The sequence below is a fragment of the Streptomyces sp. NPDC033131 genome (genome assembly GCF_055578365.1).
On record NZ_JBVIPA010000030.1, the window covers coordinates 41,578 to 55,507 of the forward strand.

Here is a 13,930-nt window from a genome sequence, read left to right on the forward strand (position 1 = left end):
CACCATGGAGGGCTCGGGCCGTCGCGGTGACCCAGGGCGGCCTGGACTCGCGGCCAGGGCGGAGACCGGATGCCCGGGAGTCACGGGCGGCCCGGGCGGCCCGGACGGTCGTTTGATGGCCACAGGGACCATGGAGGGCTCGGGCCGTCGCGGTGACCCAGGGCGGCCTGGACTCGCGGCCAGGGCGGAGACCGGATGCCCGGGAGTCACGGGCGGCCCGGGTGGCCCGGACGGTCGTCAGGTGGGCCGGGGAGTCATGGTGGCGCAGGCGGTCCTTGCGGGGGCCGACGATCATGGGGTGGCGGCCCGGGCGGTCATGGGACGGGCCGGGAGTCAGCGGAGGGCCGGGGACGGGTGGTGCTCAGTCCTCGAAGCCGTCCGCCGCCCTGCGCTCACGGAGTTCCAGGATCGCCCGGCGGCGGGCCAGACGGTGGGTGCGGCGGATCTGGGCCTCCTGGTTGCGGCGCTTGTCGCGCTCGGTCTCCGGGAGTACCGGGGGGACCCGGCGCGGCTTGCCGTCGGCGTCGACGGCGGCGAAGACGAGGTAGGCGGAGCCGACCTGGGTGGCCGGATCGGACTCGTTCCACCGCTCGGCCAGCACCCGCACCCCGACCTCCATCGAGGTCCGGCCGGTCCAGTTGACCTGGGCCTTCACGTGGACGAGGTCGCCGACCCGGACCGGCTCCAAAAACGCCATCTCGTCCATGGAAGCGGTGACGGCAGGCCCACCGCTGTGCCGGCCGGCCACGGCACCGGCCGCGTCGTCGACCAGCTTCATGATCACACCGCCGTGCACGGTGCCCAGGAGGTTCGTGTCGGCGTTGGTCATGATGTGGCTGAGCGTGGTCCGGGACGCCGAGGTCGGCTTGCCCGGGATATCCGGAGTCTCCGATACCGCTGTGGAGGCCTGGTCTGTCATGGCCTCCACCTTATGCCGAGGTGACAACCGGGGATTTTGTGTCAGCTTCGCAACAGCAGTGCCCTTATTTTCCGACGAACCTTGTAAGGGACATACCAGTGCCCTGCACACTGGGGCCCATGAACGATTGGCCCGAGGCATGGTCCGACGACAACCGCGGCAGCCGGTACGGACGCGGCAGCTCGAGCGCGCAGCCCGAGAGCGCCCGCGTCATGCGGCAGGTCCGCCGCGGCCAGGCGGCTCCGCCCGGGCAGGGCGGGTACGGGGGCCCCGGTGCCCCCGCCCCGCCGTACGGCGGGGTCCCGCAGCAGCCGTCGTACGTCAACGGCGGTGACGACACCGTCTACGACGACGGGTACAACAGCGGCTACAACACCGGCCAGGTCTACGGCGGCGGTGGCCCCGGCGGTCCCGCAGGCGGCGGCCGGGGCCCGCGCCCCGCGCCGAACTGGCGCCGCCGGATCAAGCTGACCACGGTCGTCGTGCTGAGCGTGCTGGTCGTGACGACCGTCGGCACGTACTTCTGGGCCGACTCCAAGCTCAACCGCGAGGTCGACCTGTCCAAGGTCATCGACCGGCCGGAGGCGGGCGACGGCACGAACTACCTGATCGTCGGCTCCGACAGCCGCGCGGGCATGTCCGCCGAGGAGAAGAAGAAGCTGCACACCGGCTCCGCCGAGGGCAAGCGCACCGACTCCATGATGCTGCTGCACGTCGGCGGCAACGGCGACACGCTGGTCTCCCTGCCGCGCGACTCGGACGTGGAGATCCCGACGTTCGTGGGCTCGGAGTCCGGCAAGACGTACAAGGGCACGGGCCGCCACGTGAAGCTGAACGCGGCCTACGCGGAGGACGGGCCCGAGCTCCTCGTCCGCACCGTCGAGTTCAACACCGGTCTGCGCATCGACCACTACGTGGAGATCGGCTTCGCCGGCTTCGCGAACATCGTGGACGCGGTCGGCGGCGTCGAGATCGACATCCCGAAGGGCGGCATGAAGGACACCAAGTCCGGCGCCGACTTCGAGGCGGGCAAGCAGACCCTGAACGGCGAGCAGGCGCTCGCCTTCGTCCGCACCCGGTACGCGCTGGCCGGCTCCGACCTGGACCGCACGAAGAACCAGCAGAAGTTCCTCAACGCGCTCGCCAACCAGGTCGCCACCCCGAGCACGATCCTCAACCCGTTCAAGCTCTACCCGACCATGGGCTCGGGCCTGGACTCGCTGATCGTCGACAAGGACATGGGCCTGTACGACCTGGCCTCCATGTTCTGGGCGATGAAGGGCGTCAACGGCGGCGACGGCACGTCGATGAACATGCCGATCTCCGGCTCGACGGGCGGCAACCTCGTCTGGGACAAGGCGAAGGTGAAGACCCTGGTCGACCAGCTGAACAACGACGAGAAGGTCACGGTCTCCGGCAACTGACATCGCCGGACCGCACCTGTTCAAGGGCACCCGCGGGTGCCCTTGAACGCGTTCGGGCGGGTGTCACATCGTGGCGCCCGCCATGGCGCGGCAGCTTGCCTCGCAGCGGCGACACGCCTCCGCGCAGCGCATCATCTGGGGATCGTCCGGCATGGACATACACGCCTCGGCACACATGGCACACGCCTCGGCGCACATGGCGCACATCTGAGCCGACATGGGCGAGCGGCGCATCATCATGTCCGCGCACATGCGGGTCGTCTCGGCGCAGTCCATGAGGGTGCGCATGACCTGCATCTGGGCCTGGCCGCCCATCTGCATGCAGGAGCTCATGGTCTCCTCGCAGACGGTGTGGCAGGACATGCACGCCTCGACGCAGTCCTGCATCTGCCTGCTCATGGCCGTGGTGGTTCCGGGCTGGGTCATGGCTCCTCCTGGGGTGCGGGAGCCCGGGGCGGGCCCCGTGCCCTTCCGTCCTACGCCTGTCCACCGGCCCGCGCCATCGGGCGGACGCGGAAATTCCGCGGCGCGGGCCGCACACGCGCGTCGCCCTCCGCCTCGGTGGGAGGCGGAGGGCGACGGGCTACGGCGGACGGAGGGGCGTCAGGGCAGGTTGCGGGCCATGACGATCCGCTGGACCTGGTTCGTACCCTCATAAATCTGGGTGATCTTCGCGTCGCGCATCATGCGCTCGACGGGGTAGTCGCGGGTGTAGCCGTACCCGCCCAGCAGCTGGACCGCATCCGTGGTGACCTCCATCGCCACGTCCGAGGCGAAGCACTTCGCCGCCGCGCCCTGGAAGGTGAGGTCCGCGTCGACGCGCTCGGACTTCGCCGCGGCCTGGTACGTCAGGGCGCGGGCCGCCTCGATCTTCATGGCCATGTCGGCGAGCATGAACTGGATGCCCTGGAAGTCGGCGATGGGCTTGCCGAACTGCTTGCGCTCCTGGACATAGCCCTTGGCGTAGTCGAGGGCGCCCTGGGCGATGCCGAGGGCCTGGGCGGCGATGGTGATGCGGGTGTGGTCGAGGGTCTTCATCGCCGTGGCGAAGCCGGTGCCCTCCTCGCCGATCATGCGGTCGGCGGGGATACGGACGTTGTCGAGGTAGACCTCGCGCGTCGGGGAGCCCTTGATGCCGAGCTTCTTCTCCGGGGCGCCGAAGGAGACGCCCTCGTCGGACTTCTCGACCACGAAGGCGCTGATGCCCTTCGAGCGCTTGGTGGGGTCGGTCACCGCCATGACCGTGTAGTACTCGCTCTCGCCCGCGTTGGTGATCCAGCGCTTCACGCCGTTCAGGACGTAGTGGTCGCCGTCGCGGACCGCCTTCGTCTTCATGCCGGCCGCGTCCGAGCCCGCGTCCGGCTCGGAGAGGGCGTACGAGAACATCGCGTCGCCCTTGGCGAGCGGGGTCATGTACTTCTTCTTCAGGTCCTCGGAGCCGGAGAGGATCACGGGGAGCGAGCCCAGCTTGTTCACGGCCGGGATCAGGGAGGAGGAGGCGCACACCCGCGCCACCTCCTCGATCACGATCACGGTGGCCAGCGCGTCCGCGCCCGCGCCGCCGTATTCCTCGGGTACGTGGATCGCGTGCAGGTCGCCGGCCACCAGGGCCTCCAGCGCCTCCCGGGGAAAGCGGGACTCCTCGTCCACCACTGCGGCGTACGGCAAGATCTTCGCCTCGGCCAGCGAACGGATCGCGTCACGGAGCATGTCGTGCTCCTCGGACGGGCGGTACAGGTCGAAGTCAGCCGATCCGGCCAAGGTGCTCACGCTCCAAAAAAACGCTGCGGTGCTGGCGCTAATTACCGTTAAGTAACTCAAATTTTAAGGGCCCGCCCACCGGAGTGATACGTGAGCTTGGCGACAAGGGGAAAGTTGCCCGTCGAGAGGCCGCGTCATGCCCCGACTATGCTCTTCCCGCGCACCCGACGCACCCCCACGGCCGTCCCCCTGGAGCACCACATGAGCCTCAAGATCACCGTGATCGGCACCGGCTATCTCGGCGCCACGCACGCCGCCGCCATGGCCGAACTGGGGTTCGAGGTGCTGGGGCTGGACGTCGTACCGGAGAAGATCGAGAAGCTCCAGCGGGGTGAGGTCCCGATGTACGAGCCGGGGCTGGAGGATCTGCTGCGCAAGCATGTCGCCGGGATCGAGGGGTCCAGCGGGCGGCTGCGGTTCACGATGGACTTCGCCGAGGTGGCGGCGTTCGGCGACATCCACTTCGTCTGTGTGAACACTCCGCAGCGGCACGGCGAGTACGCCGCCGACATGTCGTACGTGGAATCGGCCATCGCCTCGCTCGCACCGCATCTCACCGGTCCCGCGCTGGTCGTCGGCAAGTCGACCGTCCCGGTCGGCTCCGCCGACCGGCTGGCCCGCTACCTGGCCGCGAACTCCCCGGCCGGCGAGGACGCCGAACTGGCCTGGAACCCGGAGTTCCTGCGCGAGGGCTTCGCCGTGCAGGACACGCTGCACCCGGACCGGATCGTGGCGGGCGTGCGCAGCGAGCGGGCGGAGAAGCTGCTGCGCGAGGTGTACGCGACACCGCTCTGCGACGGCACGCCCTTCGTGGTCACCGACTTCCCGACCGCCGAGCTGGTGAAGACGTCCGCGAACTCCTTCCTGGCCACCAAGATCTCCTTCATCAACGCGATGGCGGAGGTGTGCGAGGCCGCCGACGGCGACGTCGCCAAGCTGGCCGAGGCGATCGGGTACGACGACCGGATCGGGAAGAAGTTCCTGCGGGCGGGCATCGGGTTCGGTGGCGGGTGTCTGCCGAAGGACATCCGCGCCTTCATGGCCCGCGCGGGTGAGCTGGGCGCCGACCAGGCGCTGACCTTCCTGCGCGAGATCGACTCGATCAACATGCGCCAGCGCGGGCAGATGGTGGAGCTGACCCGGCAGGCGCTGGGCGGCGGCTCCTTCCTGGGCAAGCGGGTCGCCGTGCTCGGCGCCACCTTCAAGCCCGACTCGGACGACGTCCGGGACTCGCCCGCGCTGAACGTCGCCGGGCAGATCCACCTCCAGGGCGGCCAGGTCACGGTGTACGACCCGAAGGGCATGGGCAACGCCCGCCGCCTCTTCCCGACCCTCGGGTACGCCGACTCGGCCGTCGACGCCGTGCGGGGCGCCGATGTCGTCCTCCACCTCACCGAGTGGCGCGAGTTCCGCGAACTGGACCCGGCGGCGCTCGGCGAGGTCGCGACGGACCGGGTGATCCTGGACGGGCGCAACGCGCTCGACCCCGAGGTGTGGCGGCGGGCCGGGTGGCGGTACCGGGCGATGGGCCGGCCGACCGCCTGAAAGGAATTCGGGCCCCGGAAGGCCGGTTCCATGAATTCCTGACGGGTTCGATGGAATTCCGGGAATTCCCGCAGGTTCGGTGAAAGCTCGAGCCGGCCCTCGAAGGCGGCGGCTCGGTGCTCGACGACACGCTCGGCGTGCTGCTGAACCACGTCAACAAGGCGCACCTGGAGGAATCGCTCGGACAGCAGGTCGCCGACCTGCTCGATGCCGACAGCTACGTGAAGATGCACACCGTCCGGGCCGGGCAGATGCTCACGCCCATCACGGACTTCCTCACCACCAGCTGCTGACGATCCGTGACACGGGGACGCCGCTCCGGCCGGGGCTCAGCCGGCCGGAGCGGCGCCCTCCCATTCTCCACGCCTTCACCACGCTTCGGGAACCGCTTTCCCAGGAGTCCGGGATGACGACCGTCACCCTGCCCACCGTCCCTCCCCCGCCGGAAGCGCGCGCCGGCACCGGCCGGTGCTGCCCCCGCCCGGCCGGTACACGGTCGCCCCCGGCCGCTCGCTCGGCGAACTCACCGCCTGGTACGGCCCGTTGCCGACCTGCGCCGGCGTGTCCCGCTCGCCGGGGCCTCCCTCACCGTGTCCGGCCCCGGGTCCGGCAGCGACCCGCAGACCGTCCTCACCGAAGCCGGCACCCCCCTCTTCCGCTTCGGGTTCGACGGCCCGCACCTCAAGGCCGCGTTCGCCTCGGAACGGGCCGACGAGTCCGACGGCCGTCTCCAGGTCACCGGCGACCTCGACATCGACGGCGTCGCCTTCCCGGTCCTGCTGCGGCTGCGCGTGGTCGAGCGGGCCGACGACCGGCTGCTCGTCGTGGGCACCGCCCGGCTGCCGTACCGGCTGCTGCGCCGGGCCACCGGCTTCCGGCTGCCGTGGCGGCTGCCGGCCACCCGGCTGCGGCTGCTCGTCGCGGCGGAGTTCGTCGTGAGGGCGGCCCCGCGCATGACACGGCGTACGGCCCTTGGTGCCGCCGCGTCCGCCGCCCTCGCCCTCCTCGCCCTGCCGCTGCTTCAGTCCGGGCAGGCGTCGGCGGCCTCGTACAGCGTGGCGATGAAGGGGTACGCCTTCTCGCCCGCGAGCCTGAGCGTCCCCGTCGGGTCCACGGTGACCTGGACCAACCAGGACACGGCACCGCACGACGTGAAGACCACCTCGGGCCCGGTCCCGATCCACTCCCCCATGCTGAACAAGGGGGCAGAGCTGGAGCTTCACCTTCGGCACGGCCGGGTCCTACGGCTACTACCGCACGGTCCATCCGGACATGACGGCCCGGATCACGGTCGAGGCGGCGGCACCGGCGACGACGGCCGCGCCCACGCACGACCACTCGGGGTCATCCGGCTCATCCGGTACGACCGGTACATCGGGTTCCTCGGGTTCCTCGGGTTCCTCGGCGGGTCGCACGGAGCATGAGGCGCCCTCACCCGGCCGTACCGCGGCGGGTGGCAAGACGCCGACGATGAGCATGCCGGCGTCCCCGTGCTGTGTCTGCTGGTCGTCGGGTCCCGGGCGGCGGCGCCCCGGGGTGAGGAGGAGGCGGGGGCGTAGGTCAGCCCCTGGCCCGGTAGCGGCGCATCTTCGCGCGCGCCCCGCACACCTGCATCGAGCACCAGCGGCCCCGGCCGGCCGGGCTGCGGTCGTAGTACGCCCAGTGGCAGTCGACGGCCTCACAGGCCTTCAGCCGGGTCCAGGTGCCCTCGACGAGGGCGTGGGCGACGGCTGCCGCGACCCGTGAGAGCAGCGGGCCCTCGTCGGCCGGGGCGAGGGCGGCGGAGCCGTCGCCCGCGTCGACCGTCACCACCAGGGGCGCCCGCGCGAGCAGCGCGCCCAGCGGGGTCACCGTGCGGTGCGGCGGGTGGCCCGCGTGGGCGAGCAGGGCCGCGCGCAGGGACTCGCGCAGTTCGCGGGCGGCGGGGAGTCCGTCCTCCGTCAGCCCGAATTCCGCCCCGCCCAGCGAGTCGACGCCCGACTCGATGTCCAGTGTGTTGACCAGGGACTGGATCAGGGCCAGACCCCCGGGCGCGGGGGATCTCTCACTCATGCCAGCGACGTTACCTCCAATAGGGATGCATGCAGTAACCGTTACTGGTTACCCTGCTCTACAGGTAACCCCGAGGGGGGCAACTCCGAGGGGACAACTCCGACTTCGAGGAGAAAGTCATGGCTCTCGCCAAGCTGGGCTGCGTCGTCCTGGACTGTCCCGACCCGCGAGCCCTCGCCGGCTTCTACGCCGACGTGCTCGGCGGCACCGTCAAGGACGAGGGAGAGTGGGTGGACCTGAAGCTGCCGGACGGACAGACGCTGGCCTTCCAGGCAGCCCCCGGGTACGTACCGCCGCAGTGGCCCGCACCCGACCACTCGCAGCAGTTCCACCTCGATCTGGACGTGCCGGACCTGGACGCGGCCGAGAAGGAGGTGCTGGCGCTGGGTGCGAAGCCGCTGGACGCTGAGGACCGCTCGCGGAGCTTCCGGGTTTACGCGGATCCGGCGGGGCACCCGTTCTGTCTCTGCGCCGGCTGACCGGCCCATCGCCGCCCTGATCGTCCGTCGAGCCAGGAGGATTCCATGGCACCCGTGGCCCGCTTCCGTTCCGTCGTGATCGACTGCCCCGACCCGCACGCGCTCGCCGCGTTCTACGCCCAGGTCGGCGGCGGCACGCCGGAGGCCGAGGACGACGACTGGGTCGTCCTGCGGATCCCGGACGGGCCGCGGCTCGCCTTCCAGCGGGCGCCCGGCTTCATCCCGCCGGAGTGGCCGCGCGCGGACCGCAACTCGCAGCAGTTCCACGTCGACTTCGACGGCGGGACCACCTGGGAGGAGATCGACGCGGCCGAGGAGAAGGTGCTGGCCCTGGGGGCGCGGATCGTGGACCGGGAGGACTTCGAGAAGAAGGACTTCCGGGTGTACGCCGATCCGGCGGGCCACCCCTTCTGCCTCTGCCGGATCGACCCTCTGTAGCTCCCGGGCCCCGGTCCGTCCGTCCGTCCCGGCTATTCGTCCCGGCTATCCGTCCAGATCGGCGATTTTCGCCGTGGACGGTTCCCGGCGCATCTGTGCCGCGCGGGCGGTGAAGTCCGCGCCGCGCAGCACGCGCTGGAAGTTGCCCCAGGTCAGCAGGGCGATGTCGGCCTCGGGCCAGCCGCGGCGCAGGAGTTCCGAGATGAGGTGCGGGTAGCAGGAGGCGTCGCCGAGCTCCTGGGGGTGGGCGGTGCCGACGTCGAAGGTGCCGGACAGGCCCACGCACTCCGGGCCCGCGACCTTGCGGACGTGGTCGAGGTGGTCGGCGACGTCCCGGACGGTCGGGCCGGTCTGCTCGGCGGTCAGCGGCACCATGCACAGGCCCTTGGCCTCGCCCAGCTCGGCGAGCAGGTCGTCGGGGAGGTTCGCCGGGTGCGGGCGCAGGGCGCGGGCGGCGGACCGGGTCCACACCGCCGACGCCTTGGACACCGCCAGCACGCGGCGGACGGTGTCCGCGGAGGCGCCCGAGAGGTCGGCGATGACGCCGAGCCGGTTCATCTCGCGCAGCACCTCCTCGCCGAACCGGGTGAGGCCGGGCTCGCTCGCCCAGGACACCCCCGTCAGGGTGAGAAAGCGCAGGCCCAGGGTGCGCAGGGCGCGCAGGATGCCGAGGGAGTCGCCGAGCGCGGCGGCTCCGGCGGGGCCCAGCAGGACGGAGACGCGGCCGCAGTTGCGTACGTCGGCCATCTGGCCGGCGGTGCAGGCGAGGCGCAGGCCCTCGGGGTGGTTGCGCACGACCGTTTCGACCAGGTCCAACTGGTCCAGGGTGGCGCCGACGGCCCGGTCGCCGTCGAGGCCCTCGGGCAGGTGCAGCGACCACAGCAGCGAGCCGACATGGCCCTCGCGCAGCCGCGGCACGTCCGTGTCGACAGAGCGCTCGCCCATTTCCAGGTCGTACCAGGGCAGGTGGCGCAGCGCCCAGGGCAGGCCGTTGTAGCCGTCGGCGACGGGGTACGCCCCGAGGATCGCCCGGGCCCGCTCCAGCCGGGTCGCGCCGGGGGCGGCGGCGACGGGGACGTACGGCCCCGCCGGGACGGGCTCGGGAAGGGGCTCCGGCAGGTCGTCGAACTCGCCGACCTCCGTGGTGGTGTGCAGTTCGTCCTGGAGGTCTGCCATGGCGGGCTCCGTACGTCGTGAGATACGTCGTGAAGTACGTCGTGATCGTCCTGATCGCCGTACGGTCACCGTCGCACGGAGGCGGGGGGCCTTCCTGGTGGGCGGGGCGTTCGGGGTATGAGGACGGGCACCTTTGGCCATGGATCTTCGTCCTTCAGGTTGTGAACGTTCCTAGACCGGTCCGTGTCCTCGTCGTGGACGCCGACCCCGGCACCCGGCCCCTGATAGCAGCGCTCGGCGAACTCGGCTTCGAGACGTACGCGGCCGGCCGCGGCCGCTTCGCGACCCCCGTCGGCCGCTCCGTACGGCCCGACCTCGTCGTCCTCGACATGGCCCTGCCGGACGGCGACGCCGTCGAGACGTACGACGGGCTGCGCTCCGTCGGCGTCCACGCGCCGCTGCTGTTCCTCTCCGCCCACGACGACGGCGCGGCCGGGGCGCGGGTGCGGCGCCTGATGACGGACGCGGACGGCCATGTCACCAAGCCCTTCGAGCTCCCCCGGGCGATCGCGAGCGTGCGGGAACTCCTGGCCCGCGACCGGGCCGACGAGAGCCGGCTGCTGCGGCACGGGGACCTGGCGGTCGACCCGGGGCGCCGCGAGGTCCGGCGGGGCGAGGCCCGCATCGAGCTGTCGGCCCGCGAGTTCGCGCTCCTCGGCTACCTGCTGGACAACGCGGGCCATGTCGTCACGAAGAAGCAGATCCTGGACCGCGTCTGGGGCGTGCCGTTCCGCACCGGGACCGTCGAGACGTACGTCTACTACCTGCGCCGCAAGCTGAAGGACGAGGACCAGTCGCTGATCAGAACGGTGCGTGGCGTCGGCTACACCATGCCGCGCGGCTGACGCACCGCTCAGGGCTCCCGAGCCGCGTCGATCACCTCGTCGAGCGTCTCCCGGGACCGGACCAGGTCGGCGATCATCCGGTCGATGCGGTCACGTTCCTCGGTGAGGTCGGCGACGAGTCTCGGGGTGGCGACGACGGAGGGGCCGCCGTCCGCGTCCCGCATACAGGGCAGCAGCCGCGCGATCTTCGCGCTGTGCAGTCCGGCCGCGAACAGCTCCTGGATCCGGATGACCCGGTCGACGGCCGCCTCGGCGAAGTCGCGGTGGCCGCCGGCCGTGCGCCCGGCGGCCAGCAGCCCCTGCTGCTCGTAGTACCGCAGCGACCGCTCGCTCACCCCGGTACGCCGGGCCAGTTCACCGATGCGCACGACTGCCTCCGGGCCTCGGGTGACGTGGGTTCGCGGGCACCTGGATCCGGCCGGCCCGGTCAGCCGTCGAGCGAGTCGATCGTCGCGTTGGACGGCCCGCGCGTGGCCTGGAGGTCACGCGCCACGTCCTCCGCCGCGCCCAGCACCCGTACCGCGTTCTGCCAGGTCAGCTTGGCCAGGTCGGGCTTGGACCAGCCGCGGTCGAGCAGTTCGGCGATGAGGTTCGGATAGCCGGAGACGTCGCTGAGGCCGTCCGGGGTGAAGGCGGTGCCGTCGTAGTCGCCGCCGATGCCGAGGTGGTCGACGCCCGCGACCTCGCGCATGTGGTCCAGGTGGTCGGCCACCGTCGAGACCGTCGCGACGGGGCGCGGGGTGCGCTCCTCGAAGGCGCGGTGCACCGTCATCGCCTCGGGGGTGGTGGCGAGGTGGTGGAAGCCGTGCGCCCGCATGTTCTCGTCGGCCGCGGCGGTCCAGTCGACGGCCGCCTGGAGCACGAACTTCGGTACGAACGTCACCATCGCCACACCGCCGTTGGCGGGCAGCCGCTCCAGGACGTCGTCCGGGATGTTGCGCGGGTGGTCGCAGACGGCCCGCGAGGAGGAGTGGGAGAAGATCACCGGCGCGGACGTGGTGTCCAGCGCGTCCCGCATCGTCGTGGCCGCCACGTGCGACAGGTCGACGAGCATGCCCTCCCGGTTCATCTCCCGCACGACCTCACGGCCGAAGGCCGACAGCCCGCCGACGCCCGGCTTGTCGGTCGCGGAGTCCGCCCACGCCACGTTGTCGTTGTGGGTGAGGGTCAGGTAGCGGACACCGAGGGCGTACAACCCCCGCAGCGTGGCGAGGGAGTCGGCGATGGAGTGGCCGCCCTCCGCACCCATCAGCGAGGCGATACGGCCTTCCGCGCGCGCCGCCTCCATGTCCGCGGCCGTCCGGGCCGGGGCCAGGTCCCGCGGGTAGCGCGCCAGCAACTGCCGTACGCAGTCGATCTGTTCCAGCGTCGCCGGGACCGCGTCGGGCAGGTCCGAGCGGACGTACACCGACCAGAACTGCGCGCCGACCCCGCCCTCGCGCAGGCGGGGGATGTCGGTGTGCAGGTGGGCGCCCTGGTGGGTGGCGATGTCGCGGGCGTCGAGGTCGTAGCGGACCTGTTCGCGCAGCGCCCAGGGGAGGTCGTTGTGCCCGTCCGCGACCGGGAACTCGGCGAGGAGTTCCCGGGCCGCCTCCAGCGAGGTCATCGCCGTCACTTCCCGAAGCCGAAGCCGTTGCCCGCTCCGTCGACCTTGGCGCGCAGCCGCTTGCCCTTCTCGGTGGCCTGGTCGTTCAGCTCCTGCTGGAACTCCCGCATCCGGCCGAGGAGTTCCTCGTCGTGCGTGGCGAGGATGCGGGCGGCGAGCAGTCCGGCGTTGCGGGCACCGGCGACGGAGACGGTCGCGACGGGCACACCGGCCGGCATCTGCACGATCGACAGCAGCGAGTCCATGCCGTCGAGGTACTTCAGCGGCACGGGCACGCCGATCACCGGCAGCGGGGTGACCGAGGCGAGCATGCCCGGGAGGTGGGCGGCGCCCCCGGCGCCCGCGATGATCACCTTCAGACCGCGCTCGGCGGCCTGCTCGCCGTACGCGACCATCTCGCGCGGCATGCGGTGCGCGGAGACGACGTCGACCTCGTACGCGATCTCGAACTCGTCGAGGGCCTGGGCGGCGGCCTCCATGACGGGCCAGTCGGAGTCCGAACCCATCACGATGCCAACAACAGGGCTCATTCGGTGATCGTGCCTCTCAGGTAGCCGGCAGCGTGACGGGCGCGCTCCAGCACGTCGTCGAGGTCGTCGCCGTAGGTGTTGACGTGGCCGACCTTGCGGCCGGGCTTCACGTCCTTGCCGTACATGTGGATCTTGAGCTGGGGGTCGCGGGCCATGCAGTGCAGGTACGCGGAGTACATGTCCGGGTAGTCGCCGCCGAGGACGTTGACCATGACCGTCCATTCGGCGCGCGGGCGCGGGTCGCCGAGGGGGAGGTCGAGCACCGCCCGGACGTGGTTGGCGAACTGGGACGTGATCGCGCCGTCCATCGACCAGTGGCCGGAGTTGTGCGGGCGCATCGCGAGCTCGTTGACGAGGACACCGGAGGACCCGTCGTCATTGCGGGTCTCGAACAGCTCGACGGCGAGGTGGCCGACGACGTCCAGCTCCTTGGCGATCCGCAGCGCCATCTCCTCGGCGCGCAGGGCCAGCGCCCGGTCCAGGGCGGGGGCGGGCGCGATGACGGTGTCGCAGACGCCGTTCACCTGCTGGGACTCGACGACCGGGTAGGCGACGGCCTGGCCGTGCGGCGACCGTACGACGTTCGCGGCGAGCTCCCGGACGAAGTCGACCTTCTCCTCGGCGAGGACGGGAACGCCCGCGCGGAACGGGTCCTCGGCCTCCGCCGCGTTGTCGACGACCCACACGCCCTTGCCGTCGTAGCCGCCGCGGACGGTCTTGAGGACGACCGGGAAGCCGTCGCCCTCCTGAGCGAAGGCCACCACGTCCTGCGGGTCGCTCACGATCCGGTGCCGTGGGCACGGCACCCCGATCGCGTCGAGCTTCGCCCGCATCACGCCCTTGTCCTGGGCGTGCACGAGCGCGTCGGGGCCCGGGCGGACGGGGATGCCGTCTGCCTCCAGGGCTCTGAGGTGCTCGGTGGGGACGTGTTCGTGATCGAAGGTGATCACGTCACAGCCCCGCGCGAAGTCACGCAGCGTGTCGAGGTCGCGGTAGTCGCCGATGACGACATCGCTCACCACCTGCGCCGCTGAATCCTGAGGGGTGTCACTGAGGAGCTTGAACCTGATGCCGAGCGGGATGCCTGCTTCGTGCGTCATACGAGCGAGCTGACCCCCGCCGACCATGCCGACTACCGGGAACGTCACGTGCCTA

General features: G+C 71.3%; 16 protein-coding genes. 7 read left to right on the forward strand and 9 right to left on the reverse strand.

What is annotated here, in order from left to right:
* Positions 1–361: 361 nt before the first annotated feature.
* Entirely contained in the window at positions 362–919 is a 558-nt protein-coding gene (locus tag ACZ5XS_RS31305) for an acyl-CoA thioesterase (protein WP_468656967.1), read from the reverse strand.
* 119 nt (positions 920–1,038) lie between these two features.
* Between ACZ5XS_RS31305 and ACZ5XS_RS31310 the strand changes: the two genes are divergently transcribed.
* A complete protein-coding gene (locus ACZ5XS_RS31310; RefSeq protein ID WP_468656969.1) occupies positions 1,039–2,343 on the forward strand; it encodes an LCP family protein in 1,305 nt (434 codons plus the stop codon).
* A 63-nt stretch (positions 2,344–2,406) separates the two neighbouring features.
* On the opposite strand, the gene ACZ5XS_RS31315 is transcribed toward ACZ5XS_RS31310, so the two are convergent.
* Both ACZ5XS_RS31315 and ACZ5XS_RS31320 read right to left on the reverse strand, forming a co-directional pair.
* Complete coding sequence (locus ACZ5XS_RS31315; protein ID WP_468656971.1) at positions 2,407–2,769, reverse strand: four-helix bundle copper-binding protein; 363 nt, start codon at positions 2,767–2,769, stop codon at positions 2,407–2,409.
* A 177-nt stretch (positions 2,770–2,946) separates the two neighbouring features.
* Positions 2,947–4,104, reverse strand: coding sequence for an acyl-CoA dehydrogenase (locus tag ACZ5XS_RS31320; RefSeq protein ID WP_468656973.1), 1,158 nt, complete (start codon positions 4,102–4,104; stop codon positions 2,947–2,949).
* 201 nt (positions 4,105–4,305) lie between these two features.
* On the opposite strand from ACZ5XS_RS31320, the gene ACZ5XS_RS31325 reads away from it, so the two are divergent.
* The 3 genes from ACZ5XS_RS31325 (at position 4,306) to ACZ5XS_RS31335 (ending at position 7,073) form a co-directional block, all read left to right on the forward strand.
* Positions 4,306–5,649, forward strand: coding sequence for a UDP-glucose dehydrogenase family protein (locus tag ACZ5XS_RS31325; RefSeq protein ID WP_468656975.1), 1,344 nt, complete (start codon positions 4,306–4,308; stop codon positions 5,647–5,649).
* A 116-nt stretch (positions 5,650–5,765) separates the two neighbouring features.
* Entirely contained in the window at positions 5,766–5,942 is a 177-nt protein-coding gene (locus ACZ5XS_RS31330) for a hypothetical protein (protein WP_468656977.1), read from the forward strand.
* Between the two features lie 297 nt (positions 5,943–6,239).
* Positions 6,240–7,073, forward strand: coding sequence for a cupredoxin domain-containing protein (locus ACZ5XS_RS31335; RefSeq protein WP_468656979.1), 834 nt, complete (start codon positions 6,240–6,242; stop codon positions 7,071–7,073).
* A gap of 136 nt (positions 7,074–7,209) precedes the next feature.
* Here ACZ5XS_RS31335 and ACZ5XS_RS31340 read toward each other — a convergent pair whose 3' ends face one another.
* Entirely contained in the window at positions 7,210–7,701 is a 492-nt protein-coding gene (locus ACZ5XS_RS31340; protein ID WP_468656981.1) for a CGNR zinc finger domain-containing protein, read from the reverse strand.
* A gap of 119 nt (positions 7,702–7,820) precedes the next feature.
* Between ACZ5XS_RS31340 and ACZ5XS_RS31345 the strand changes: the two genes are divergently transcribed.
* Both ACZ5XS_RS31345 and ACZ5XS_RS31350 read left to right on the forward strand, forming a co-directional pair.
* A complete protein-coding gene (locus tag ACZ5XS_RS31345) occupies positions 7,821–8,180 on the forward strand; it encodes a VOC family protein (protein ID WP_217242334.1) in 360 nt (119 codons plus the stop codon).
* A 45-nt stretch (positions 8,181–8,225) separates the two neighbouring features.
* On the forward strand, positions 8,226–8,618 hold the full coding sequence (locus ACZ5XS_RS31350; RefSeq protein WP_468656983.1) for a VOC family protein: 393 nt from the start codon (positions 8,226–8,228) through the stop codon (positions 8,616–8,618).
* A gap of 45 nt (positions 8,619–8,663) precedes the next feature.
* On the opposite strand, the gene ACZ5XS_RS31355 is transcribed toward ACZ5XS_RS31350, so the two are convergent.
* Complete coding sequence (locus ACZ5XS_RS31355) at positions 8,664–9,794, reverse strand: dipeptidase (RefSeq protein WP_468656984.1); 1,131 nt, start codon at positions 9,792–9,794, stop codon at positions 8,664–8,666.
* A 161-nt stretch (positions 9,795–9,955) separates the two neighbouring features.
* Here ACZ5XS_RS31355 and ACZ5XS_RS31360 point away from each other — a divergent pair, with 161 nt between their 5' ends.
* Positions 9,956–10,639, forward strand: coding sequence for a response regulator transcription factor (locus ACZ5XS_RS31360; protein ID WP_468656986.1), 684 nt, complete (start codon positions 9,956–9,958; stop codon positions 10,637–10,639).
* A gap of 8 nt (positions 10,640–10,647) precedes the next feature.
* Here ACZ5XS_RS31360 and ACZ5XS_RS31365 read toward each other — a convergent pair whose 3' ends face one another.
* Genes ACZ5XS_RS31365 through ACZ5XS_RS31380 form a run of 4 tightly spaced genes read right to left on the reverse strand, consistent with a single transcriptional unit; the run spans position 10,648 to position 13,923 of the window.
* On the reverse strand, positions 10,648–11,007 hold the full coding sequence (locus ACZ5XS_RS31365; protein WP_468656988.1) for a MerR family transcriptional regulator: 360 nt from the start codon (positions 11,005–11,007) through the stop codon (positions 10,648–10,650).
* A gap of 59 nt (positions 11,008–11,066) precedes the next feature.
* On the reverse strand, positions 11,067–12,245 hold the full coding sequence (locus tag ACZ5XS_RS31370) for a dipeptidase (RefSeq protein ID WP_468656990.1): 1,179 nt from the start codon (positions 12,243–12,245) through the stop codon (positions 11,067–11,069).
* 5 nt (positions 12,246–12,250) lie between these two features.
* Complete coding sequence (gene purE / locus ACZ5XS_RS31375; RefSeq protein ID WP_217242340.1) at positions 12,251–12,775, reverse strand: 5-(carboxyamino)imidazole ribonucleotide mutase; 525 nt, start codon at positions 12,773–12,775, stop codon at positions 12,251–12,253.
* Positions 12,772–13,923, reverse strand: coding sequence for a 5-(carboxyamino)imidazole ribonucleotide synthase (locus tag ACZ5XS_RS31380; protein ID WP_468656992.1), 1,152 nt, complete (start codon positions 13,921–13,923; stop codon positions 12,772–12,774). Before ACZ5XS_RS31380 ends, purE begins: the two co-directional genes overlap by 4 nt.
* Positions 13,924–13,930: the final 7 nt, after the last annotated feature.

What these genes read in the sequence shown, in the direction of transcription:
- ACZ5XS_RS31305 (WP_468656967.1), bottom strand. Translation starts at nt 919, where the DNA reads ATGACAGACCAGGCCTCCACAGCGGTATCGGAGACTCCGGATATCCCG.
- ACZ5XS_RS31310 (WP_468656969.1), top strand. Translation starts at nt 1,039, where the DNA reads ATGAACGATTGGCCCGAGGCATGGTCCGACGACAACCGCGGCAGCCGG.
- ACZ5XS_RS31315 (WP_468656971.1), bottom strand. Translation starts at nt 2,769, where the DNA reads ATGACCCAGCCCGGAACCACCACGGCCATGAGCAGGCAGATGCAGGAC.
- ACZ5XS_RS31325 (WP_468656975.1), top strand. Translation starts at nt 4,306, where the DNA reads ATGAGCCTCAAGATCACCGTGATCGGCACCGGCTATCTCGGCGCCACG.
- ACZ5XS_RS31340 (WP_468656981.1), bottom strand. Translation starts at nt 7,701, where the DNA reads ATGAGTGAGAGATCCCCCGCGCCCGGGGGTCTGGCCCTGATCCAGTCC.
- ACZ5XS_RS31345 (WP_217242334.1), top strand. Translation starts at nt 7,821, where the DNA reads ATGGCTCTCGCCAAGCTGGGCTGCGTCGTCCTGGACTGTCCCGACCCG.
- ACZ5XS_RS31350 (WP_468656983.1), top strand. Translation starts at nt 8,226, where the DNA reads ATGGCACCCGTGGCCCGCTTCCGTTCCGTCGTGATCGACTGCCCCGAC.
- ACZ5XS_RS31355 (WP_468656984.1), bottom strand. Translation starts at nt 9,794, where the DNA reads ATGGCAGACCTCCAGGACGAACTGCACACCACCACGGAGGTCGGCGAG.
- ACZ5XS_RS31370 (WP_468656990.1), bottom strand. Translation starts at nt 12,245, where the DNA reads ATGACCTCGCTGGAGGCGGCCCGGGAACTCCTCGCCGAGTTCCCGGTC.
- purE (WP_217242340.1), bottom strand. Translation starts at nt 12,775, where the DNA reads ATGAGCCCTGTTGTTGGCATCGTGATGGGTTCGGACTCCGACTGGCCC.